The following is a 23,307-nucleotide window of genomic DNA, read 5'->3' as shown; positions in this document are numbered from 1 at the left end:
GTAGTCATTAGTCCGTAGTCATCAGGAAGAAGGAATAAAGTAGAGGGGGAAACGGGGAGAGGGGGAGATTGGGAGACGGGGAGAATTAGTAATTACCCATTACTGATTACCAATCACCCATTACTGATTACTCCTAACTAATGACTAATGACCAATGACCAATGACCAATGACTAATGACTAATGACTAATGACCACTGACTAATGACCACTGACTAATGACTCTTCGTTAATTAGAATCGCTCACCAATCCCAAAGTGAATTTGATTGCCGCCAGTGTCGTTGATGCCGTAGTCGATCCGGATCGGCCCTAACGGAGATTGAATCCGCACGCCGATTCCGTAACCGTAACCGCTACCGGGCTTTCCTCGGACACCGGCCGGGTCGCCGGGGACATCTTTGCCCGTGCCCAAATCGGTGCCAGCATCCAAAAATAGCGCTCCGCCGATAAACGAAATAATCGGGAAACGGTACTCAACGCTGGCTTCTAGGAAACTGCGGCCAGCTCCTACTTCGCCTTCGTCGTATCCGCGTACCGAGTTAGCACCGCCCAAGGCAAAAGCTTCGTAGGGAGGCAAATCTCCGAATACGGTGCCGCCTTTAAAACTAAATGCCAGGGTTTGAGGGCCGGGGGTAAAGTTGGTGTACTTGACTGGTATGTAAAAGTTGTAGCTGGCGCGCAGGCGGTTGAACAGGATGCTGCCGGAACCTACAGGAATGGATTGTTCCATCCCAAACCGGAGCAGGGAACCGCTAGTGGGGCGGAGGGGGTCGTTGCGCCGATCGCGCACAGCACCTGCTTGGATTGTTGTCAAGTCGTCGGTGCCGGAATTGCTAAAACTTAGCTGGTTGCCGAGTTCGTCATCGGATTCGCGCCTGCCTTTGCGATCGGTAATTGAGACTCGCTGATACTGCAAGCCGAGTGAAGCAATCCACTCAGAATCGGCAAAAGGATTGCGCGACAGGGGACGGGTGAAATTGATGCCGGCACCGGTGCGGACGATGCGGGGTCGATCGTTGTTGGGCAATCTGACTTCCCGTTCTCCCCCGTCAAAAATCACGCTGATCGATCGTCTTCTAAAAGCATTAATCGTATAAGAAGTCCGGTAAGGATCGCCCGCAATCCAAGGATCGGTAAAACTCAGGTCAAACAGCGTTTGCCGTTCCCCAATTTGTACTTCAGCCCCCAATTTTTGGTTTCTACCGAACACATTTTGCTGCTGGTAACTCACCGTACCGAACAAACCCGTAGCGGAACTCAAACCCGCACCCGCCGCCAGAGAACCGGTATTTTTTTCAATGACGTTGACAATTACTCTGGCCTTGCGCGGATCGGTCGTGCCCGGTTCCAAAGCAAGCCGCACGTCTTCAAAAATCCCCAAACCAAACACCCGCCTCAAATCCCTTTCCGCCTTGGTGCGGTTAAAGATATCTCCGGGCTTGAGTTCTACTTCGCGGGTGACGACAAAACGCTTGGTGTTGCCTCGAATCGGCTGACCCGTGGGATCGGTTGGTTCTCCTTCCTTGTTCAGGAAACGGACATCAACGGATTCGATCTGGCCTTCTGCCACTTGCAAGGTGACTGTACCGTCGTCTGCTACTTGCGGGGCATCTGTGATTTGGCCCAAAACATAGCCGTTGTCTTGATACCACGCATTAATTTTTTTGACTCCCTCCTCAAAGCGGCGGAGGTTGAGAATTTTGCCGTACTGATCGCCGAAGCTTTCGTCAACTACGGTTTGGGGCAGCACTTGCTGGCCGGTGATTGTCACTTTCTGCAGCACTGGATTGGGCTGCACGATAAAAGTCACTCGCACGCCTAACGGGGTGTCTTCCGGTACTGCCCGCACGTTTCTGAAAAAGCCCGTGGCAAAAATGGCGTTGATGTCTTGTTGCAGTTGGCTGCGGTTGGTGGTGCGTCCCGGTTGAGTGCTGATGACTCGGTAAATCTCGGTTTCTAGGTCTCCCGTTGCCCCGGTGACGGTAACTTCGGCAACTAGCACTTGCGGTTCGGCCGCTTCGGCGGGTGCTGGGGTTGGTCTGGGCTGCGATTGTGCCGGGCCAGGGGGCAATGTGGGAACTGTGTTTGCCGGCGGTCTGGTGGGGGCGGGTCTGGGAATTTGGGCGTTTTGACCGATCGCCCCGGATGCGTCCGATGTCGCTCTGGGAGAAACTTGTAGGTTTTGGGCGATCGTCCCCGCTCCGTCCTGTTTCCGAGGCTCTACTGCGACCCAGGCGGGCGTTACTGCCACTTCCGAAGGGGGGAGTTGGCTGTCTGGTTGTACCTCTTGCAGCGCGTTTTGACTGCTAGGGGCGGGGGATGGGTTGGATGCTAGCTCGGGTTTGAGTTGAAGCTGGGGCGAAACCGGGGATGGCGAGTCTGTGACTCGGTTTGGTGGTTCGCGGTCGTCTTCTCCTCTGGCAGGGGCCGCCACTATTTTGAGGTCTTCGGCAAAGCTGCTTTTAGCTGCTTTTTTGGGGTTTTGAGAAGGATTTTGGGTTAATTCTGGAACTGGGCGATCGGGTAATTCGATCGACCCAACCGGAGGAACGGCCGCCACAGTCCCCTCTGCTGATTCAGAGTAGGATGTTTGACCGCTTGCCGAATTTGATAATCCGAATGTTGCTGAGACAGTAAGAACTGCCACCAATACAGCAGATAAGCGCATTTTTGTTCACTCTTTTGGGCAATCACACACACACGATATTAGTCATTAGTCATTAGTCATTGGTCATTAGTCATTAGTCATTAGTTATTAGTTATTGGTCATTGGTCATATCATGTCTGGTAGATTAACCGCAATCAGTAGGGTTCGCGCGTGCGTCCTGGCATACGCTTGCTTTGTCGCGGACTCGCATTCGGCACGCGCGATCCGTTTTTGTGATGGTAATCGATCGGACTTGATATCATTAATCATTGGTCATTAGTCATTGGTCATTGGTCATTAGTCATTAATCATTGGTCAATGACTAATTACATCGGGAACATCTCAATGAGAGTAAAAACCTGTTGTAGCAGTGCTGTCCCCGCTTTTGTCTGCTTGCTTATATATACAGCAAGCGGGGACAACACTAATACAAGATCAAAACTGAGACGATCCCGCTGACATTCATCAAAAGCACAACGGCGACAAACTGTGCAATTGTAGCGCATTGTTAAGTGCTCTAAACTTTCTGAGCTAGAACCCGCTGGAGAACTTGCTGGTAAGCGGTTTCTACCGATCCCAAGTCGCGGCGGAATCTGTCTTTGTCCATAACGCGCGCGTCGGGGTCAGTTTCTGCGTTGTCCCACAGGCGGCAGGTGTCGGGACTGATTTCGTCGGCGAGAATCAGGTTTTGATGTTGGTCGATGCCGAATTCTAGTTTGAAGTCTACCAGCGTGATGCCGCACTGGGTGAAAAATTCTTTGAGTATTTCGTTAATTTCGCGGGCGGCGATTTCTAGTTGTTCTACTTGTTCCGGGGTGGCTAGCTGCATTAACTGCAGTCGGCCCTGGGTCAGCAGGGGGTCTCCCAAATCATCGTTTTTGTAATAAAATTCCACCAGCGGCGGATTGACAATTGTACCCATCGCAATTCCGGTTTGTTTGCACAGACTACCGGCAGCAATGTTTCTGACTACAACTTCTAAGGGCAAGATGCGGACGCGGCAGACTCGCATTTGGTTGGGCGCTGGCGTGTCTATGAAGTGGGTGCGTATGCCTTTGGCTTCTAGCATCCGAAACAGGTGGGCGGATACGGCGCAGTTGATTTCGCCTTTCCCCACAATGCTGCCGCGTTTCTGGGCGTTAAAGGCTGTAGCGTCGTCTTTGAAGTGGGTCAGCAAAATTTCGCCCTCTTCGGTGGAGTAGAGGATTTTGGCTTTGCCTTCGTAGAGTTTGCGTCCGGCTGACATGGCGATTCATAATGTAGATGAGTTGTAGATTTTACAGTAGCTCGATCGCGCATTATTGGCGAGTGTTTGGCTCTCGGCAGCCCCGCCCCCGCCCCTCACAGGCGAGTACCTCTGTGGATAGATACTGCCATCGGTCTAGCCATAAATGATTCTTGACAGCGCAAAATAGAGACTAGACCGGCTTTGTTCGCTATCCCCCGCGCCCGAACCCAAAAACGGTTCAACAGTTGCCAGCATCAAGGTTGACAGCAAACCATTAACAATTACCTCGGACTTATACCATTTTTTTAAAGATGTGCTATAGATGAAGTCCTAGCCCCCCGATGCCTTGGGGGGGTGAGATGTAACGCTACTTAATGAAATTGGTATTGCGCGCGCCAGGAAATTGTCAGCGAGGGAAATTAATTTTTCCTTGCACCATACAACGGGGAGGCTTTAAACCCATTTTTTCCGGTAAATCTTCAATCCAAAAATCGACGGAAACTCCCAACGCTCAATAGTCGTTAAAACATATCTATAAAAAGACTGATTTATGGAAAAAAAAATTCATATTCTTTTGGTAGAAGATGACGAAGTAGATGTGATGAACGTCCAGCGAGCGTTCAAAAAAAATAACATCGTCAATCCCCTATACATGGCTGCCAACGGACTAGAAGCTCTGGCTATATTACGCCAAGAAGAAAAAATAGAACCTGTAATGCCTCAAACGCGCAGGTTGGTTTTGCTGGACTTGAATATGCCGAGAATGAACGGCATTGAGTTTTTACGAGAATTGCGGCAAGATCAAAATCTGAGGTCGATTCCTGTAATCGTCCTCACAACTTCTAATGAAGATAGAGATAAAGTAGAAGCTTATAATTTGAATGTAGCTGGCTATATTCTTAAACCAGTCACTTTTTCTAATTTTGTAGAAGTTATGGGAACCCTCAACAGATACTGGATGCTGAGCGAAATTCCCTAGATTATGGAAAATTTAACAAAAAACTTTCAAAGTGGGTTTTGTAATTTTTTAGCGGTGCATTTATTCTATTAGTTTTTGTATGCCACAGCTTTTTCTGATTAATCCCTAATTCTCTTATTATGGACAAGCTTATTAAAATTCTGATAGTTGATGACGATGAAGTCGATCGGATGAGGGTCAAACGTTCGCTAAAGTCTGCTGGGGTTTGGGCAGAAGTTACTGAAGCAGAAGATTGTGCCGAGGCCCTCGCCAAACTCTCGATCGGCAAAAATTCTAGCACAGCGGCGGAGCAACTCTCCACACAAAATCAATCCTTACATTTAAGGGACGTTGAGGAGACAGAAAATTCGCTGCTATTAAATCAAATATTTGAGTGCAACTTTGACTGTGTATTCCTAGACTACGGCTTACCGGACGGAGACGGACTTAGTTTAGTGAAAGATATACGGGAAGCTGGGATCAAAATCCCCTTAATTGTCCTCACAGGTCAAGGCGATGAACAAATTGCAGTGGAATTGATGAAGGCTGGAGCTTCTGACTATATCGTTAAAGGCAAGATGTCTCCAGATAGTTTGTCGCGCAGTTTGTTTAATGCACTTCGCGTTTACAGCGCCGAATATAAGGCGCTTCTGACGAGTCAAAAACTAAAGGAAAGTGAGGAACGCTACAGGTTAGTTGTAGAAGGAGTAAATGACGGAATTTGGGATTGGGATTTAAGTAAAAATGATGTTTATTGGAACGATCGCCTTTTGGAAATGATCGGGTTGTCGCGCTATCAATTTGGCAGCAGGATGGATGCTCTGTACAGCCGCCTGCACCCAGAGGACAAGGACGGCATCGTTCGGGCGATCGGGGAGCACTTAGAACAAGGAATTGACTACAATGTAGAATTCCGACTGCTGCATTCATCCGGTGCTTACCGCTACTGCACTTCTCAGGGAAAAGCTCAGCGGAATTCGCAAGGAAAAGCATTGCGGATGGCCGGCATAATTAGCGACATTACCGAGCGCAAACAAGCCGAAGATGCTCTAGAAATAGAAATGCAGCAATTGAAACAAATTATTGCTTGCGTGCCGGTAGCAATGGCGATGTTCGATACAAAAATGCGCTATTTAGCTAACTCTCACAAATGGCTGACTCAATTTAATTTGGAGTGGCAGTCTTTGACTAATCTCAGTCATTACGAAGTGTTTCCCGATACGCCAAATCGCTGGAAAGTAATGTATGAAGAAGTGCTCAAAGGCGAGATAGTTTCTGTCAGCGAAGATGCTTGGGAACGAGCAGACGGCTCTGTTTTGTATTTGCGCTGGGCTGCTCATCCTTGGTACAATCCCGACGGCAGAGTGGGGGGAATGGTGATGGTAGCGGACAAGATTAATGAATTGGTGGAAGCGCGGGAAACTGCCCTAGAAGCAAGCCGGGTGAAATCGCAATTTTTGGCGAACATGAGTCACGAAATTCGCACTCCGATGAATGGGGTTTTGGGGATGGCTCAATTGCTGTTGCTGGCTCCTCTGGAACCGAAACCGCGCGAGTGCGCTCAGACTATTTACCGCAGTGCTGAACATTTGCTGAGCGTGATTAATGACATCCTAGATTTTTCTAAGATTGAAGCTGGAGAAATGCGGCTGGAAAAAGCTGATTTTGATTTGGATAGCTGCCTTGAATCCGTGATAGAAATGGTAGCGCCTTTGGCAGATGAAAAAGATATTGAATTAAATATTTTAGTTGATAGTTCTGTGCCGAGAAAGTTGGTGGGCGACTCGGGCAGGTTGAAGCAAATTTTGCTAAATTTGACTGGGAATGCGATAAAATTTACCGATGGCGGTCAAGTTTTCGTTCACGTTGCTGTCAAGCGGGGCAAGCAACTGGTAGAGGGCAAAGAAAACATCAAATTGCTATTTTCAGTCCGGGATACTGGCATTGGAATTTCGCCGGAAGGGCAGACAAAGCTGTTCCAATCTTTTTCTCAGGTAGACGATTCTCCTACTAGACCTTACGCCGGTACGGGTTTGGGTTTGGCGATTTGCAAGCAGTTAGTGGATATGATGGAAGGCGACATTGGAGTTCGCAGTTTGCTAGATAGCGGTTCGACTTTTTGGTTTGCTGTACCTTTGGAAAAACAGTTGCAAGTTCAGCCTCAATTGCCCGAACTTGCAGGTAAGAAGCTGTTAGTAGTATCTGGAAGCGCTTTGAGGAGGGCGGCGGTACGATCGCTCGCTCAAAGTTGGGGTGCTCGCTGCGATGAAGCAGAAACGGCTGCTGATGCTTTGACTTGGTTGCAAAATGCTCTGGGCGGGATTTCTGAGGATTCGGGGGAAGGGGAAAAATGCTGCGATGCGGTGCTTGTGGATTTGCAAATGCCGGATTTGGATGCGGAGGAATTTGGTTTGAAAGTGCGATCGCTCTCAACAGTTGACTCGTTAATCGCCATGACTGCTTTGCGGGAACAGGCGAAAGCGGAAGCGCTTTGCAGTGTCGGTTTTAACGGCTATTTGATCGAGCCGGTGCGGCCTTCCCGCTTGCTTGAGGCTTTGCTGGCCCCCGTTAAGGAAAGGGGAGAGTTTGACAGCTTGGAGGCTGCTAATAGTCGCAATTTTCCAGCAGCTAATTCTCAATACGTTACTCCCAATTCGCCCTCATCGCTGAAAATTTTGCTGGCGGAAGACCACCCGATCAATCAACAAGTTATAGTCGAACAGTTGGCAGCTTTAGGCTATCGTGCTGACTGCGCCGCCAACGGTCAAGAAGCGCTGGATTTGTTGGCACAAAACAACTACGATCTAGTGTTGATGGACTGTCAAATGCCGGTACTTGACGGTTACGCAACGGCGAGAAAGTTGAGGGAACGAGAAAAGGGCGATCGGCATACTTTTGTACTTGCTTTAACAGCTCACGCTATGCCGGGGGAACGAGAAAAGTGTCTGGCGGCGGGGATGGATGATTATCTCAGCAAACCTGTAGATTTAGATGCTTTGGCGGCGGCACTGAACAAGTATGAATCCCAAAACACTCATTTTAAAAACAAGTATGGAGTTGAAAGTATTAATTTGGCAGAACCGGAGATAGCGGTAACATATTATACACAAACCTCCCAAAAAGTAGAGGTGGCCGCTGTGCCGGCACCAAGGGCGATCGCGCTTCAAACTTGGGAACACGGAGACTGTGACGGACTGTTCGACAAAAGCAGATTGGAGCAACTCCGACGAGTTAATATTAAATTGCCCGATCGCCTTTTGCAAGCATTTGTAGGAAACGCGCAAGCTGATGTCGCTGCTGCCAAAATAGCCGTAGAAGCTAAAGATTGGCCAACTGTGGAATATCAAGCACACCGTCTCAAAGGAACTGCGGCAAATGTGGGAGTTGCTCTGATGTCGGATTTAGCCGCACAATTAGAGAATTATGCCCGAAGCTTTCAATCAGAACCCGCAGCGGCTCAATTGTCAACTATTGAGGTAGTTCAAAAAATATTAGTAAATTTGTCTAGTCATTTAGCACGGGTTCGAGAATTTGTAGAAACTCGAATATTTGGTTAAAATTATGTTAATCTATCGTCCATAGTCGAACGTAGTAGCAATTGAAATCTAGCCTAAAAAAACAAGTCCACTTCTAGCGGACTAAGAAATAAATCCTTTCTTTCTTGACTCTGTATCCTCTGCGTTCTCTGCGGTTAATTAAAAAAAATCAATTAATTTAGCTATGACCTACGATATCAGTAACAACCCTATTTTAGATACCCAACCCTTAGAAAACGATCGAGAACTGCTAACACCTTTGATGGCCTTTGCTCAACAAATTTTGTTGCAGGAACCAGAAGCAGAACCTCTGGAATTGCATTACCAGTCTCTGCCCGATAACGGGGGAGTTGCGGTAAATTGTATTGTGGAAAAAGTAGCTCGCTGCTGTCGGGAAAGCAAAGTTGGCAAAAAATTACCGACAGCTTTTTACATTCACGTTTCTGCGTTGTCAGCGCTAAATCCTGTCCTCGCAATTTACGAAAATTGTGCCAGACAAAATCTCGAAAACATTGATGAAGCAACTTTAGTTAAATTTTCACTCCAGCAACCTAAAATATCTTATCTTTTTTACCCGGATTTCGACACAGACGCTCACCCTGCTTTGCAAACCAGCATCCAAATTAATCTGGAAACAGGCGAAGTTAAATGTTTTGATTACAGCAACAGCGAAAATCCCCCGGTTTTGCACCGCAAGGAAACTTTTGTAACTGCGGATTATCCCAATTACAAAAAGTTTGCTCGACTGACTCGCTGCGAGGAAGGATGGGGACTGCTTGACAATACTAGCGTTATCGGGACTCGCGAGGGTTGGCTGAAATATTTGGGATATTGCGGTGTAGAAATTCAAGATCATGCTGTTGTCGAACGTTTGAAACAGCAGAATACCGAGCTTTCAATTCCCAAAATCGAGCGACACAAAGCTGCGATGGTACGAAACTCTGTTTCTAAGCCGGTGCGTTTGGTTTTGGAATCGGATTTGTTTGTGGATGGGATGACTTTTTTTGATTACGGTTGCGGCTATGGCGGCGATGTTAAATATATTGCGGGAGAGGGTTATGAGGCTGCGGGTTGGGACCCGTACTATCAGCCGGAAACTCCGCGAATTCATGCTGATATTGTGAATGTTGGTTATGTAATTAATGTGATTGAATCTTTGGGGGAACGCCGAGAAGCTTTGCTGAATGCTTGGGATTTAACTAAGAATTTATTGGTTGTGGCGGCTCAGGTTTTGATTGATGATGGCGATCGCGGTCAAATTGCTTATGGGGATGGGGTGATTACTTCTCGCAATACTTTTCAGAAGTATTACGAACAGCAAGAGTTGAAGGTTTATATTGACCAAGTTTTGAATGTTGATGCGATTCCTGTGGCTTTGGGGATTTATTTTGTGTTTCGGGATGCGACGGCGGGTGAGGGTTTTCGGGCTTCTCGGTTTCGATCGCGCTTATCGACTCCCAGAGTGCGATCGCAAGTCAAGCGATTTGAGGATTATGCGGAAATACTGGCTCCTTTGATGGCTTTTGTGAGCGATCGGGGGCGTCTTCCGGTGAAAGACGAATTAGCGGAAGAATCGCCAATTAAGCAGGAATTCCACAGTTTTAACCGCGCTTGGAGGGTGATTTTGCAAGCAACGGATGCGGATGATTGGGAGAAAATCGCCGACAAGCGCCGCCAGGATTTGCTAGTATATCTCGCTCTCAACCGTTTGGGCGATTCCCTACAGGATGGCGACGCGGTGCGTCCTTCGATGCGCCGGCTTCCAGTTCAAATCCGCAATGACATTAAGGGTTTGTTTGACAGTTATCAAAAAGCTTGCACTTTGGCAGATTTAATGCTATACAGTTTGGGCAAAGCTGATATTGTGGCGGATTGTTGCGAGGATAGCGCGATCGGCTACAAACAACCCGGTTCCCTTTCAGTTCACGTCTCATGTTTAGAAGAACTTGACCCTTTGCTGCGACTTTACGAAGGCTGCGCCAACCGCACAATTGGCAGGCTTGACGGTGCTACAATCATCAAATTTCACACTCGAAAACCGCAGATATCCTATTTATTTTATCCCGATTTTGACACTAACCCGCATCCAGTCCTCCACAGGTCTATGCACATACATTTACGCGACCTTTCTGTCAGCTACGAAGACTATTCAGATGCGTACAATCCGCCAATTTTAGTTAAAAAAGAAGCTTTTGTCAATCCGAATTATCCGCATTACGAAAAGTTCGCGAAACTCACCCGCCAAGAGGCAAAGTTAGGGATTTTTGATGGTTCTGTCGTTAAGAAATATCGGGAATGGGTGAAGTGTTTGGAGGACAATTGCGTGAGAATTAAGGGTCATAAGTTGTTTTGGCGATCGGATGCTGACCCGGAAAAGTTGAAAATGCTGAAAACAAATGCGTCGGAACGCCAGCATAAAAAAATTGAGGTTAATGCGGGAAAGAGTGAAGGAACCGCAGAGGAAACAGAGAGCGCAGAGGATGGGAAAGAAGAGGGAGAGGAAGTTATATCTTTAAGATAGGACGGTGTTCTAAGGTCATTGGTAGGACGAGAACAGGTGACAAGTGTTTTCTTCCTGGTAGTATGTACAGATGTGCATACTATAATTGAGATGACTTACCAATGGAATCCAGAGAAAGCAGCAGCCAATCTTCGCAAACATGGTATCGACTTTGCTGATGCAGTATCGGTTTTCTCAGATGATCTGGCAATTACAATTCCAGATGAGCGTTTTGATGAAGAACGATTCGTCACGATTGGCATGGATGGCTTTGCCAGAGTTTTGGTTGTTGTTTACACATTGCGGGGTGATGAAATTCGACTTATTTCTGCCCGCAAAGCGACTAGGCAAGAGCGACAGCAGTACGAGGAGGAATAGTCATGGAAACAGAGTATGATTTTAGTCAGGGTAAGCGAGGGGCGATCGATCCAACATTACCTGAGAAAACTCGGATCGCAATCTGGTTAGATGATGAGGTTTTAGCGTGGTTTCGCGAACAAGTTCATTTAGCAGATGGAGGGAATTACCACACCTTGATTAATGAAGCGTTGCGTCAACATATCCAGCAGAGTTCTGAGCCTTTGGAAGAAACTTTGCGAAGAGTTGTACGAGAAGAACTTCAGCGGATTGAAAAGTGAAGTGCTTGCAGAGGGCTAACATGACACGGTATCTCATTATGAAAGTCACTGTTTTATGAATGCAGACGCGATGAACAATACCTCAAAAACCGACAGGGCTAGAATCGACTGCATACAAAAGTATGAGGACTAATAGTCATGGAAATGGAAGAATACTTGAAAGTGAGTGAAGTTATTGATTGGCAGCATCCCGAAATTAGGGGATGTGCTAAACAAATCGCATCGGGACATCAGACACCAAGGGCGATCGCCAAAGCGTGTTTTGAGTGGGTTAGAGATGAAATTCGTCACAGTTATGACTATCAAATGAGTCCTGTTACCTGTCGAGCTTCAGATGTTCTTCAGCACAAAACAGGTTATTGCTATGCGAAAAGTCACTTGTTAGCAGCGTTACTAAGAGCAAATGATATTCCAGCAGGTCTTTGTTACCAGCGGTTGAGTATTGATGATAAAGGTGCGCCTTACTCATTGCACGGTTTCAATGCCATTCATTTACCTGAAGTTGGTTGGTATCGGGTTGATGCCAGAGGTAACAAAGAAGGAGTCAACGCTCAATTCATTCCACCTCAAGAACAGTTAGCTTTTAAGATTCAGTTTCCTGAAGAAGCAGATTTTCCAGCCATATTCTCAGAGCCGCTTCCAGTCGTTATAGAAGCATTGCAAGGACAGAATACATGGGACGATCTGCTTCGCAATCTCCCAGACATTTCGTTGGAGTCCGCGAATAGTTATGGGTTACTATTATTTCAAACGCGATGAAAAATACCTCAAAAACCGACAGGGCTAAAACCGACGCAAAGCGTTAGACATCTTGCTACAATGTTTTTATACAGTTTAAGTTAGGCACTATAGACCTCTTGCAAAAGTCCTTTTCATCAATTTATAGGGCAGGCGAGACACCCACAATAAAAAATAATTCTTGTGGGATGGGCCGGAAAGCCCGTCTTAGTTATTTTTGCAAAAGGTCTATTGAGTAGATAGGCTTGCGATCGCAAAGATATTGCTACAATAGCCGTATAACTCTATCTTGGTAACAAATTATATGATCTCCCAACAGATTGAAGACCCATCTCAACATCTCGAATCGCGAGTTGCAACTTTAGAAACTGAACTAGCACAAATGAAACAGATGCTATCTGTATTTGTTAAGAAAAAATCTCCTTGGTGGCTAAAAGTTGCGGGTAGTTTTGAAAACGATCCTACCTTTGACGAAGCATTTCGCCTCGGAGAAGAATGGCGTAAGTCTGCTGAATAGCTCAATACCTTCTTACGATGTATATTCTTGACACCGACCATCTCAGTTTCATCCAGCGCAATGGGCAAGAGGGAAAGCAAATCTTAGCAAGACTGGCAGTTATAGAAGAACTGGAAGTTGCAGTGACTGTAATTACCTACGAAGAACAAGTTAGAGGACGGCTCAATTTCCTGTCCAAAGCAAGAACATTAGATGAACAAATCTTGGCTTATACCAATTTTAAAAAAGAATGCAACAGTGTTCTTGTCCCCCCCCTTTACAAGGGGGGGCTAGGGGGGGTCGAAGAGTGTTGCACGATTTTAGAAAAATGGTATTATCAAGGACTACAGCAACTTGCACTCGACTATCAATCTATCGTGATTATTCCTTTTAATCGTGCGGCTGCTTTGGAACATCAACGCCTGCGAAAAATGTATCCCCGTCTCGGAAATATGGATTTGAAAATTGCTGCCATTACTCTAATCAACAACGCAACCTTACTCACCCGTAATAAGTCAGATTTTGGACAAGTCTTAGAGTTACGAATAGAAGACTGGTCAGCCCCTTACAATCAATGATATCGTCCGTTTTTCTGTATTACAGAAATTATACACGTTGGGTCAAAAACCCGGTTTATGCCTCAACATCTCAAGGGATAAACCGGATTTTTTTTGGTAAGTCTTGTTAAGCAAACTTAATCTTCAAATAATCATCCTCCATCTTCGCGCCGGAAGGTTGCAGCGCGGCTAAAGCTTGCGGCAAAACCATATTGCGGCGGTGATTCCCAATCCGAACATTCAACTCATCTCCCGTTTTCGTCAACTGAATTTGATCCTTAGCAATTCCCGGCAAATACAGTTCGAGAACATATTGATTGTTGTCCTGCACAATTCTAATCGTATTTTCTGTGTAATAAACCTTGCTTGGGTCTTCATCTGCATAAAGCGTTTCTTTCAAGCGTTCCAAAGCCGGCAAACCGCACATTTCCTCGGAATAAAGCGGGACTTCTTTTACAGGTAGCGGCCGAAAATTTTCGTGAATTTCCTGCTTGTACTGCTGCTGGTTCTCTTTCCAGCGCTTGAAAAATGGATCGGTTACTTCTTCAGGAATAATCCGGTTGGCGACAATTAAATCTGTGGCAACATTGTACAAACTCAAATAGGCGTGAGCCCGCAAAGATTCTTTAATTACCATTTTTTCAGGATTAGTAATTAACCTGACCGAAGTTACAGTATTGTCAGTTAAAATTTTTTCCAAAGCTTCGATTTGTTCGTAAAATTCATAAGGTGCATCCATCACCTCTTTGTCTGGTAAAGAAAAGCCCGCAAGTGGTCTAAAAAACGGTTCAACTAAAGGTCTGAGGGCAACAGATATACCTTGCAAAGGCTTGTAAAATTTTCTCATGTACCAGCCGCCAACTTCCGGCAAACTTAGCAGTCGCAATGCTGTACCTGTGGGGGCGGAATCGATAATTAAAACATCATATATGCCCTCGTCGTAATGGCGTTTCATCCGCACTAAACCAAATATTTCGTCCATTCCCGGCAAAATGGCTAATTCTTCAGCTTGCACGCCCTCAAGTCCCTGCGCTTTCAAAACTTGAGTAATGTAGCGTTTGACTGCTCCCCAATTGCCTTCTAATTCCCTGAGAGCGTCCAATTCTGCTCCCCACAAATTGGGTTTGACCAGTCGAGCATCGTGTCCGAGTTCCATGTCGAAGCTGTCGGCTAGGGAGTGGGCGGGATCTGTGCTCAGCACTAGGGTTTTGTATCCCAATTCGGCGCATCGCAAGCCCGTAGCAGCGGCTACGGAGGTTTTGCCGACACCGCCTTTTCCGGTCATTAATATTAAGCGCATTGATTGTTTAGCTCGCCTGAAAGTTCTTTACTTATATATTGTAACGTTGTGTAACGAAGATTAATTTAGCCGGGGAATCAATTTGGTCGATCGCCCGCCGGACACAGCCAATTGTCAACACAGCACGAAATCGGTGCGATGTCAATAGAAATAAAAGTTAAATCGTGTCCGATGGAGCGATCGCGCGTCAGGTTCGTAGTGCGGACTTCAGTCCGCACTAGGAATCGATGCGATCGTTGTCAATCGATCGCGAACTCATCGCATTTTTTGGTCATACTTTTCATCTAAAGCGTGCGATCCATTGGAATTACGATCGCCCTTTGAGACATCTTGCAGCGAATTTTTAAACCAGATGGACTGCTGGGGGAATGGCATAGAAATTTTTTCTTCATCAAATACCTGCTTCAATCGCCGGCGAAACTCGCGTCCGACTTCCCACTTTTTCAGGGGTTGAGTTTGAATCAAGAGGCGAATCGTAATGCTATTTTCACCAAACGCATCAACGCCCAGTACCTTGGGAGGTTCTAATATTAATTCTTGCCACTCAGAATCCAAACTCATTTGAGTCGCTGCTTTTTTAATTACGGCGATCGCACGGTCAATATCGGTATTATAAGCAACCTCAATACCTAAATTCACACGAGACCAACTGCTAGTATGGTTTTTTACCATAGTAATACTGCCATTTGGAATACTAATTAGATCGCCATCTTGGTTCCGTAATTGAGTTACCCGCAGGTTCATTGTTTCCACGGTTCCACTTTCATTGTTAGCAGTGATTATATCGCCAACGCCATACTGATCCTCCAAAAGAAAAAACAATCCGTTAATCATGTCTTTGACAAGACTTTGAGAGCCAAAAGAAATCGCCAACCCAAAAATACTCACACTTGCCAAAAGCGGCACAATGTTAACACCCAAAATTGACAAAGCAGTCAATCCGCCAGCAGCAATACAACAGAAACCGCTAGCTCCCTTCATCACGCCAGAAAAGGTTTTTAGCCGCTGAATCCTGCGGACTGATGCACTGTCTGGAAGGAATTGGCCCTGACTGAGAGCTGCTACAAAATGGTCAATTACAACGAAGCTGATGCGAAGTATTAGGTAAGTTGCAGCCCCAATTAAGATTAAGTTGAGTAAGGTGACGCTCACACTTTTCAGCAATAGTGATTGCAGCCATCGAGTCTGTGGAAACAGGCTCAAACAAAATGAAATTCCGCCTCCCCACAGGCCAAGCTGGCAGAGTTGCAATAACCGCTGTCGCACTTCATACCAAAATTTGAGCCGCTGCTTCCGAGCAATTTTTTGTTGCTGTTTGCAAGCAATCGCTGCAGCTTCATCCTGCTCCTGTTCAGACAAATTTTCTACTTGCTCTTGGGAAGCATTGAGTTGTTCGATTTGTGTTAAGACTGCTGCATAACGGGCTTTGATATAGCGCTGTCTGAGGCGCATTCCCAGACTGAGCAGGAGCATAAATAGGATGACTCCGCCCGCTCGCAATGCCTGCTTTGCTAAAAACTTTGGCTGATGCTCCCGTTGAGACGCAAGCAGGGCGTTTTTAATAATTTGAGTCAAGTTTTGAGCGTGAGTGGTTAGCTCGACTCCGTACAGGCGAGCATCGTCAGTGGTAACGGTCATCAAATAGTTTTTATTAACAGAAATAATTGGAAGTTGACTCGTTTGGTCTACGCTGTAATCGACTTCTAATTTTCCCGGTTCAAAGTTGGTATTGGCAATTCCTTGAAGCTGATTTGTAACGGCTTTTACTCTTTGCTGAATGGGTGAAAGAGAAATTGCTTCTTGCTGCTTGGTGTTGAGCGCAGGAGCTGTCAAAGCAAATATTGAACGACCATCTAAATAAACATCACCGACAACAAAGTTAGTGCTATCGTTGGCGGAATAAATATTGAATAATCGCTGTGGTTCTGGAGATGAGGGTTGTCCGACCACTGGCACTATCGACGCGCCCAAGAGGAAGATGAATGCACCAATTGCCAAGGCAATTTTGCGCCACAGGTAATTAGTTCGACGAGAATTAAGATTTATCCAGTTCAAGCAAGACATTTTTCTACACATTGCATATTTGTATCAAGGTCTCACCTAGGTTTGATTGCTACAGAATGCAGTTGATGGCGCAATCTGCGCTGTCGCCATTAAGCCAAGGATGATGGCGCAACAGGGTGGCCTTTAGGTTCGATCGCTCAAAGCCAGAAGAATTGAGCAAATGATGGTGGTGAACCCTGACTCGATCGACTAAAGTGTTGAGTTCGATCGCCGGTTTCGCCACCAAAGCTGCCATTATAACGCTGCAGCCAAGACTGTTTGACTAGATGAGAAATTGAGGCGCTGTCATAGTAGTGGCTGGTAAATTCTGCGATCGCGCGATCGGCAATCATCTATCGCTTTTAATCGGGCAAATTAAAAAAGGTTTTACCTGGTGCATAGCAAGCAAAGGTAACACAGCAAGCGACAGTCACTTTTGAGTAGCGACGGGAAATATCAGTTGTTTGAGAACATCAAAGCGCGAACAGTTCCAGTAATCAATGTGGGAAACGATTAAACCGTCGCTGTTGACATTCAGTTCGCTTCTCCCGCTAATCGCCATTTTTGGTTTCCAAGGTAGCGGTGCGATCCAACTCAGAGTCCAGCGAGTTTCTATGGCATCTCCCGACTGAGAAATATCGTGCAAATCGAGTTGAATTTGTTGAAAAAAAGTCCCCATAAACCCCAGCATTTTTTGGTAGCGATCGACTCCTGTAAATCGATTTAGAGGGTCTTCAAAATAAACATCTTTAGCATAAATGCTGTAAGTCTGATTTTTGGGAAATCTACGGTAGTCCTCGGTGATAACTTGAATAATATCCATTACGATTAGTGATTTGCCTAAAATGATTATAATATAGTTTATACCTGCTACAGAAAAGGCGGACAATTTATGATCGACCTCTACACTTTTACGACACCCAACGGACGCAAAGTCTCGATTATGCTCGAAGAAATAGGTTTACCCTACAACACGCACATCATCGACATCAAAAAAAATGACCAATTTAGCCCAGAGTTTATCGCCATCAACCCCAACAGCAAAATTCCGGCAATAGTCGATCGCGATAACGGCATCACCGTCTTCGAGTCCGGCGCCATCCTGATCTATCTAGCAGAAAAAAGCGGCAAATTTCTACCCACCGAAAAAGAAAAATACTTTCAAGTTATCGAGTGGCTGATGTTTCAAATGGCCAGTGTCGGCCCAATGTTCGGTCAGCTAAACCACTTCAAACGCTTTGCACCCGAACAAATTCCCTATGCAATTCAACGCTACGAAACAGAAACCTTGCGACTCTACGGAGTATTAGACACTCAACTAGCAAAATTTGAATATATCTGCGGCGAATATTCAATTGCCGATATGGCTATTTATCCCTGGGTTGCTATTTACGAATTTCAAGGATTAACCCTCGACAACCACCCCCACCTCAAACGCTGGGTAGAAACCTTGCAGAAGCGCCCAGCAGTTGAGCGCGGCATGGCTGTCCCCGCGATGTAAAAATCAAAAAGATTAACCGCAGACAAACAAAGATATCATTAATTATATCTAAGTTTGTCCGCGTTCACCTGCGGTTAAAAAAATCTTTAAAACCTAATCCGCGAAATGGTGAATAATCGCATCCGCAAACTCAGAACACTTCAGTTCCGGCACAGGTGGTTCCATCAACCTTGCCAAATCGTAGGTAACTTCACCGTTAGAAATGGCCGCGCCCAAACCCTTCTTAATTAAATCTGCTGCTTCCTGCCATCCCATATATTCTAACATCATTACCCCCGACAAAATCAGGGAACCGGGATTGACTTTATCCAAACCGGCGTGTTTCGGTGCAGTGCCGTGAGTCGCCTCAAAAACTGCACATTCATCGCCAATATTCGCGCCGGGGCCCATTCCCAATCCGCCGACAATTGCAGCCGCCGCATCGGATAAGTAATCGCCGTTTAAATTCATGGTTGCCAAAATCGAATATTCGCCTGGCCTGGTTTGAATTTGCTGAAAAATACTATCAGCAATTCTGTCATTAACCATGATTTTTTCTTGCCACTTACCGTTACCGTGACTGTCCCAAATTGCAAACAGAACGTCGGCAACTTCTTGGCGGATTTTGGCTTGTTTTTCGGGAGTCAAGGCATCGTATCCCGGATCGATTTGGCGGGAATTATCTTCTAAGCTAATCTCGGGATTGCGTTCTTTGTTGCTGAGAATCCAAGATTCTCTTTCTGTCACGCATTGGCTCCGAAATTCGGTGGTTGCTAGTTCGTAACCCCAATCTCGGAAAGCTCCTTCGGTGTATTTCATGATGTTGCCTTTGTGCACCAAGGTTACTTGTTGCTTGTCTTTTGGCAACCGCAAAGCGTGGGTCATGGCCCGCCGCACTAAACGCTGGGAACCGCTTTTGCTAATTGGTTTAATGCCGATTCCCGAATCGAGGCGAATTTGTTTTTTGCCGTGTTCGGGTGTTGCGGGAATTAATTCATTGTTGAGGTATTCAATCAACTTTTTGCCGATTTCGCTGCCTTTTGCCCATTCAATTCCTAGGTAAATATCTTCTGTATTTTCCCGGTAAATAATTACATCTAGGAGTTCGGGAGTTTTGTGCAGCGATGGGGTTCCATCGTAATATTTGCAGGGGCGCACGCAGGCGTAGAGGTCAAAGATTTGCCGCAATGCTACGTTTAGCGATCGAATTCCGCCACCGATTGGGGTTGTCAGCGGGCCTTTGATGGCGACTCCGTATTCTTTGATGGCGTCTAGGGAATCTTGGGGCAAATATTGGTATGTACCGTAGACATCGCAGGCTTCGTCGCCTACGTAAATCTTGAACCAGTTAATTTTTCGCTGGCCGCCGTAAGCCTGTTCTACTGCGGCATCCATGACTTTCTGCGATGCTGGCCACAAGTCCACGCCCGTACCGTCGCCGCGTATGAAGGGAATAATTGGGTCGTTGGGGACGATCGGCAAACCGTCTTTGAAAGTAATTTTAGAACCAGTTGTCGGGGCTACAATTTTTTCGTACATATCTTAACAGTGCGGATACCAATGTTCCCTATTTTGCCACGATTATACCAGAAGGAAGAAGGAAGAAGGAAGAAGGAAGAAGGAAGAAGGAAGAAGGAAGAAGGAAGAAGGAAGAAGAAAGAAGAAAGAAGGAAGAAGGAAGAAGGAAGAAGCGATGGCTGTCACAAGCTGGCGATGCCAATTTCCCACTAAATTTAATAAAGTAGCAAAAATAGCAGAAGTTTCTCTCAAGTATGCCCATCTATCTTTCAGCGCTACTGTTCGGGACATCGTTGAAGCAAATCACAACGGTGATTTTTTTTGACTGAAGATGATAGCAGATTAACGCAGATTATTTTGAGGAGTTCTGGGTTTATTTGCGATATTTTTGCTTCTGCATATTCTTTTTGACAACCCACAATATAAACCAAATAACAATAATCACCACAACTATTTTGGAAACCGGGTCTAGATATTCCTCTACCAGCGTATAATTTTGCCCTAGTTTATATCCGGCAAAAGTCAGGAAACTTACCCATAAAAGAGTGCCTCCTGTTGAGTATAGTAAAAAAGGAATTAAAGGCATATTATTGATGCCAGCGGGCAGGGAAATCAGGGTGCGAACTCCCGGTACGAGGCGACACAAAAATACGGCTTTGTTGCCGTGTCTGGTAAACCATCTATTTGCTTTGTCAATATCGGCGCCGGATACTGCGATCCATTTGCCGTATTTGTCGGCTAAATCCCTCAAGCGTTCTTCGCTCAATAATTTACCCGCATAGTACCAGGGAAGCGCGCCCAGAATTGTACCGATCGTACCTGCTGCGATCGCCGGTGACAACTGCATATCGCCCTTGAATGCGGTGAATCCTGCCAGCGGCATAATCAATTCTGAGGGTATGGGCGGGAAAAGGTTTTCCAAAAACATCAATAGGCCTATTCCCAGATAGCCCATCGACTCCATTGTGCTAGTTATCCATTCAACCATTTTGATTTAATAATTGGTAAGAGGTACAGTCATTAGTCATTAGTCATTGGTCATTGGTCATTGGTCATTAGTCATATTTTTCTGTCCCAGAACGTCCAACGTCCAACGTCATGTTTTGCGAGGTTAAGAGTTCGCGAACGTTATTAGTTATCAGGAAGAAGTCATCAGGAAGAATGAACAATGAATTCCTCGTTCCCAGGCTTTGCTTGGGAACGCATATATAGAGGCTCTACCTCGACTGCGAACCAGGGATGCAGAGCCTCCGTCTATTCATTCCTAGGCTCGGCCTAGGAACGAAGAGCTATGATTAAGTTCCCGAAGTCCAGGAGTTGGTGTACTCAATTTGCTCGGCTGTCAAGGTATCAATGTGAATTCCCATTGCTTCCAATTTGAGACGGGCAATTTCCTTGTCAACATCAACAGGAATTGAATGAATTCCTGCTTCTAACTTGCCTTGGTTTTTGACTAGATATTCAGTGGCTAAAGCTTGGTTAGCAAAGCTCATATCCATGACGGCGCTGGGATGTCCTTCGGCTGCTGCCAAGTTAATCAAACGGCCTTCGCCCAAGACAATAATCGACTTGCCATTGTTGAGGCGGTATTCTTGGGTGAAAGAGCGAACTGTTTTCACGTCGGTGCTTTTTGTGCCGAGGGATTTGAGGTCGATTTCAATGTCAAAGTGACCGGAATTGCAAACCATTGCGCCGTCTTTCATGGTGTCGAAATGTTCGGCACGGATGACGTGTTTGTTGCCGGTAACGGTGATGAAGATATCGCCGACTTGTGCTGCTTCGTCCATTGGCATGACGCGGAAACCGTCCATCACTGCTTCGATCGCCCGAATCGGATCGATTTCGGTGACAATTACGTTAGCGCCCATGCCGCGGGCGCGCAGTGCCGTGCCTTTGCCGCACCAGCCGTAACCTGCAACCACAATATTTTTGCCGGCCAACAAGATGTTGGTAGCCCGGATAATGCCATCTAGGGTAGATTGACCGGTGCCGTAGCGGTTGTCGAAGAAGTGCTTGGTGTCTGCGTCGTTGACGTTCATGGCGGGGAAAGTCAGCACGCCGTCTTTCAACATGGCCCGCAGGCGCACGATGCCGGTGGTGGTTTCTTCGGTGGTTCCGATCAAGTCGGCAATTTGGTTCGGGCGGTGCTGGATCAGGGCTGCTACTACGTCGCTACCGTCGTCGATGATAATGTTGGGGCGGTGGTCGAGGGCTGTGTTAACGTGCCGTTCGTAGGTAGCCGCGTCTTCTCCTCTGAGGGCGAAGACGGAAATGCCGTAGTCTTCAACTAAGCAAGCGGCTACGTCATCTTGGGTGCTTAAGGGGTTGCTAGCGATAAGTACAGCGTCTGCGCCGCCCATTTTCAGGGCGATCGCCAAATGGGCTGTTTCTGTCGTTACGTGGCAGCAAGCTGAAATACGGATGCCTGCGAAGGGCTTTTCTTTAGCGAAGCGTTCTTGAATTTGCCGCAAAACTGGCATTTCCCGGCCGGCCCACTCGATGCGTTGCTTCCCCAAGGGGGCGAGGGACAAGTCTTTTACTTCGTGTTTAATCTTGACGGATGTAGCTACCATGTATGTTATTTTCCAGAAATCATCAAACTCTGTTAGTTTTAGCAGATTTACCTATCTGCGGGCAAGTGCTAGGATTTTATTCGATCGCCCTGCACGCTGCTAATCTTAAATTTTGATTGTATTCGATCGACCAATTTGCGATCGTAGCCGGGGTTCACCAGCACAGCAGAGTCAGTCAATTTTAGATTAAAAAATTGAATAATCAGAGATTTACTCCACAGATGGATCTGAGATATCTAAATTTTGCAGACAATTTCGGTCTAGGGCGGAGTCAATCTTTTTTGTCAGCGCGGCGTTCTTGGACTATATGAATAATTGAAGGCACAAAAGAAAGTACAATTATTCCGCAAACAATCGGCAGTAAATATTCATCAACTCTCTCAGGAGGAATCATCTTTCCCAAATAGAAACCCATCAGCGTTAACCCCACCGTCCACAAAAACCCACCGATCAGGTTATAAAACATAAAAGTTTTGTATTTCATTGCCGCCACTCCCGCCACTATCGGGGCAAAAGTGCGGACAATTGGCGTAAATCTCGCCAGTACAACTGCTTTTTGACCGTGTTTTTCGTAAAAATTTTCGGTTTTTTCTAAATATTCTTTTTTAAACAGCCACGAATCTTCCTTATTAAATAAGCGGCGACCCCAACGGTGTCCGGTTGCATAGCCAACATTATCGCCAGCCACAGCGCAGACAAAACACCCAAAAATTAGCGTCCAAATATTCAGAGAGTTGGGCCCGGACGCTACAATTCCAGCAGCAAACAACAAGCTGTCTCCCGGCAGAAAAAAACCGAACAGCAATCCAGATTCGGCGAACACAATACCCCAAATTCCCAAATAACCAAAGGTTTTAATCAGTTGCTGCAAATCAAAATTCATTTTTTTGTTTTTCCGGGGAATTAACTAATATCATGTCCGCTCGATTATATAAACAGTAGATAATTGATTCTTTCGATATAGTTATCGGCTATTGCACCCTCCCGAAGCACCGGTGCGCCGGACAAAAACTAGGGCGGCGGTGGCGATTCAAGCGTCGTGAGGTATGCCCTATGCCGGATAGTACCTCATTTTTCGCTTGAAAGGCTATATCG

At 46.1% G+C, this 23,307-nt stretch carries 21 protein-coding genes; 10 read left to right on the top strand and 11 right to left on the bottom strand.

Going from position 1 to position 23,307, the window contains the following annotated elements:
• Positions 1 to 232: 232 nt before the first annotated feature.
• Positions 233 to 2,668 (bottom strand): BamA/TamA family outer membrane protein, encoded by a 2,436-nt coding sequence (locus AACV78_RS11520; protein ID WP_194008345.1) that lies wholly within the window; start codon positions 2,666 to 2,668, stop codon positions 233 to 235.
• Positions 2,669 to 3,164: 496 nt separating this feature from the next.
• On the bottom strand, positions 3,165 to 3,893 hold the full coding sequence (purC, locus tag AACV78_RS11515; RefSeq protein WP_194008344.1) for a phosphoribosylaminoimidazolesuccinocarboxamide synthase: 729 nt from the start codon (positions 3,891 to 3,893) through the stop codon (positions 3,165 to 3,167).
• Between the two features lie 532 nt (positions 3,894 to 4,425).
• Here purC and AACV78_RS11510 point away from each other — a divergent pair.
• The 8 genes from AACV78_RS11510 (at position 4,426) to AACV78_RS11475 (ending at position 13,319) form a co-directional block, all read left to right on the top strand.
• Positions 4,426 to 4,854 (top strand): response regulator, encoded by a 429-nt coding sequence (locus AACV78_RS11510; protein WP_194008343.1) that lies wholly within the window; start codon positions 4,426 to 4,428, stop codon positions 4,852 to 4,854.
• 119 nt (positions 4,855 to 4,973) lie between these two features.
• Positions 4,974 to 8,390 (top strand): response regulator, encoded by a 3,417-nt coding sequence (locus AACV78_RS11505; protein WP_194008342.1) that lies wholly within the window; start codon positions 4,974 to 4,976, stop codon positions 8,388 to 8,390.
• 163 nt (positions 8,391 to 8,553) lie between these two features.
• Positions 8,554 to 10,890, top strand: a complete 2,337-nt coding sequence (locus AACV78_RS11500) for a DNA phosphorothioation-associated putative methyltransferase (protein WP_194008341.1) — start codon at positions 8,554 to 8,556, stop codon at positions 10,888 to 10,890.
• Between the two features lie 90 nt (positions 10,891 to 10,980).
• Positions 10,981 to 11,247: a BrnT family toxin gene (locus tag AACV78_RS11495; protein WP_194008340.1), complete on the top strand. Its 267-nt coding sequence runs from the start codon at positions 10,981 to 10,983 to the stop codon at positions 11,245 to 11,247.
• 2 nt (positions 11,248 to 11,249) lie between these two features.
• Entirely contained in the window at positions 11,250 to 11,507 is a 258-nt protein-coding gene (locus AACV78_RS11490) for a BrnA antitoxin family protein (protein ID WP_194008339.1), read from the top strand.
• A gap of 138 nt (positions 11,508 to 11,645) precedes the next feature.
• A complete protein-coding gene (locus AACV78_RS11485; RefSeq protein ID WP_228042187.1) occupies positions 11,646 to 12,266 on the top strand; it encodes a transglutaminase-like domain-containing protein in 621 nt (206 codons plus the stop codon).
• 283 nt (positions 12,267 to 12,549) lie between these two features.
• The gene (locus AACV78_RS11480) at positions 12,550 to 12,762 is read left to right on the top strand and encodes a hypothetical protein (RefSeq protein WP_194008338.1); all 213 of its coding nucleotides are present in this window, start codon (positions 12,550 to 12,552) and stop codon (positions 12,760 to 12,762) included.
• A 17-nt stretch (positions 12,763 to 12,779) separates the two neighbouring features.
• Positions 12,780 to 13,319 carry a type II toxin-antitoxin system VapC family toxin gene (locus AACV78_RS11475; protein WP_194008337.1) on the top strand — a complete coding sequence of 180 codons (540 nt, stop codon included), beginning with the start codon at positions 12,780 to 12,782 and terminating at the stop codon, positions 13,317 to 13,319.
• Between the two features lie 106 nt (positions 13,320 to 13,425).
• Here AACV78_RS11475 and AACV78_RS11470 read toward each other — a convergent pair whose 3' ends face one another.
• The 5 genes from AACV78_RS11470 to AACV78_RS11450 all read right to left on the bottom strand — a co-directional run bounded on the left by AACV78_RS11470 (position 13,426) and on the right by AACV78_RS11450 (position 17,464).
• A complete protein-coding gene (locus tag AACV78_RS11470) occupies positions 13,426 to 14,598 on the bottom strand; it encodes a TRC40/GET3/ArsA family transport-energizing ATPase (protein ID WP_106148286.1) in 1,173 nt (390 codons plus the stop codon).
• A 77-nt stretch (positions 14,599 to 14,675) separates the two neighbouring features.
• Positions 14,676 to 14,816 (bottom strand): hypothetical protein, encoded by a 141-nt coding sequence (locus AACV78_RS11465; protein ID WP_194008336.1) that lies wholly within the window; start codon positions 14,814 to 14,816, stop codon positions 14,676 to 14,678.
• Positions 14,817 to 14,853: 37 nt separating this feature from the next.
• Positions 14,854 to 16,662 carry a mechanosensitive ion channel family protein gene (locus AACV78_RS11460; protein WP_194008335.1) on the bottom strand — a complete coding sequence of 603 codons (1,809 nt, stop codon included), beginning with the start codon at positions 16,660 to 16,662 and terminating at the stop codon, positions 14,854 to 14,856.
• Positions 16,663 to 16,799: 137 nt separating this feature from the next.
• Positions 16,800 to 16,994 carry a hypothetical protein gene (locus AACV78_RS11455; protein ID WP_194008334.1) on the bottom strand — a complete coding sequence of 65 codons (195 nt, stop codon included), beginning with the start codon at positions 16,992 to 16,994 and terminating at the stop codon, positions 16,800 to 16,802.
• Positions 16,995 to 17,071: 77 nt separating this feature from the next.
• A complete protein-coding gene (locus AACV78_RS11450) occupies positions 17,072 to 17,464 on the bottom strand; it encodes a C6orf136 family protein (RefSeq protein ID WP_194008333.1) in 393 nt (130 codons plus the stop codon).
• A gap of 69 nt (positions 17,465 to 17,533) precedes the next feature.
• Here AACV78_RS11450 and AACV78_RS11445 point away from each other — a divergent pair, with 69 nt between their 5' ends.
• Complete coding sequence (locus AACV78_RS11445) at positions 17,534 to 18,142, top strand: glutathione S-transferase N-terminal domain-containing protein (RefSeq protein ID WP_194008332.1); 609 nt, start codon at positions 17,534 to 17,536, stop codon at positions 18,140 to 18,142.
• A gap of 93 nt (positions 18,143 to 18,235) precedes the next feature.
• Here the strand turns inward: AACV78_RS11445 and AACV78_RS11440 are convergent, their stop codons facing one another.
• Positions 18,236 to 19,660, bottom strand: coding sequence for an NADP-dependent isocitrate dehydrogenase (locus AACV78_RS11440; protein WP_194008331.1), 1,425 nt, complete (start codon positions 19,658 to 19,660; stop codon positions 18,236 to 18,238).
• A gap of 21 nt (positions 19,661 to 19,681) precedes the next feature.
• On the opposite strand from AACV78_RS11440, the gene AACV78_RS11435 reads away from it, so the two are divergent.
• On the top strand, positions 19,682 to 19,852 hold the full coding sequence (locus tag AACV78_RS11435) for a hypothetical protein (protein ID WP_194008330.1): 171 nt from the start codon (positions 19,682 to 19,684) through the stop codon (positions 19,850 to 19,852).
• A gap of 160 nt (positions 19,853 to 20,012) precedes the next feature.
• On the opposite strand, the gene AACV78_RS11430 is transcribed toward AACV78_RS11435, so the two are convergent.
• The 3 genes from AACV78_RS11430 to AACV78_RS11420 form a co-directional block, all read right to left on the bottom strand.
• Positions 20,013 to 20,627, bottom strand: a complete 615-nt coding sequence (locus AACV78_RS11430) for a DedA family protein (RefSeq protein WP_194008329.1) — start codon at positions 20,625 to 20,627, stop codon at positions 20,013 to 20,015.
• Between the two features lie 307 nt (positions 20,628 to 20,934).
• The gene (gene ahcY, locus AACV78_RS11425) at positions 20,935 to 22,212 is read right to left on the bottom strand and encodes an adenosylhomocysteinase (protein ID WP_194008328.1); all 1,278 of its coding nucleotides are present in this window, start codon (positions 22,210 to 22,212) and stop codon (positions 20,935 to 20,937) included.
• Between the two features lie 271 nt (positions 22,213 to 22,483).
• Positions 22,484 to 23,095 (bottom strand): DedA family protein, encoded by a 612-nt coding sequence (locus AACV78_RS11420; RefSeq protein WP_194008327.1) that lies wholly within the window; start codon positions 23,093 to 23,095, stop codon positions 22,484 to 22,486.
• Between the last annotated feature and the right edge of the window lie 212 nt (positions 23,096 to 23,307).

It is taken from the genome of Tychonema sp. LEGE 07196 (genome assembly GCF_963890365.1).
In the GTDB taxonomy this organism is placed as follows: Bacteria; Cyanobacteriota; Cyanobacteriia; order Cyanobacteriales; family Microcoleaceae; genus Microcoleus.
Note: the sequence above shows the minus strand (reverse complement) of the source record. Positions and strands in the feature narration are given on the sequence as shown.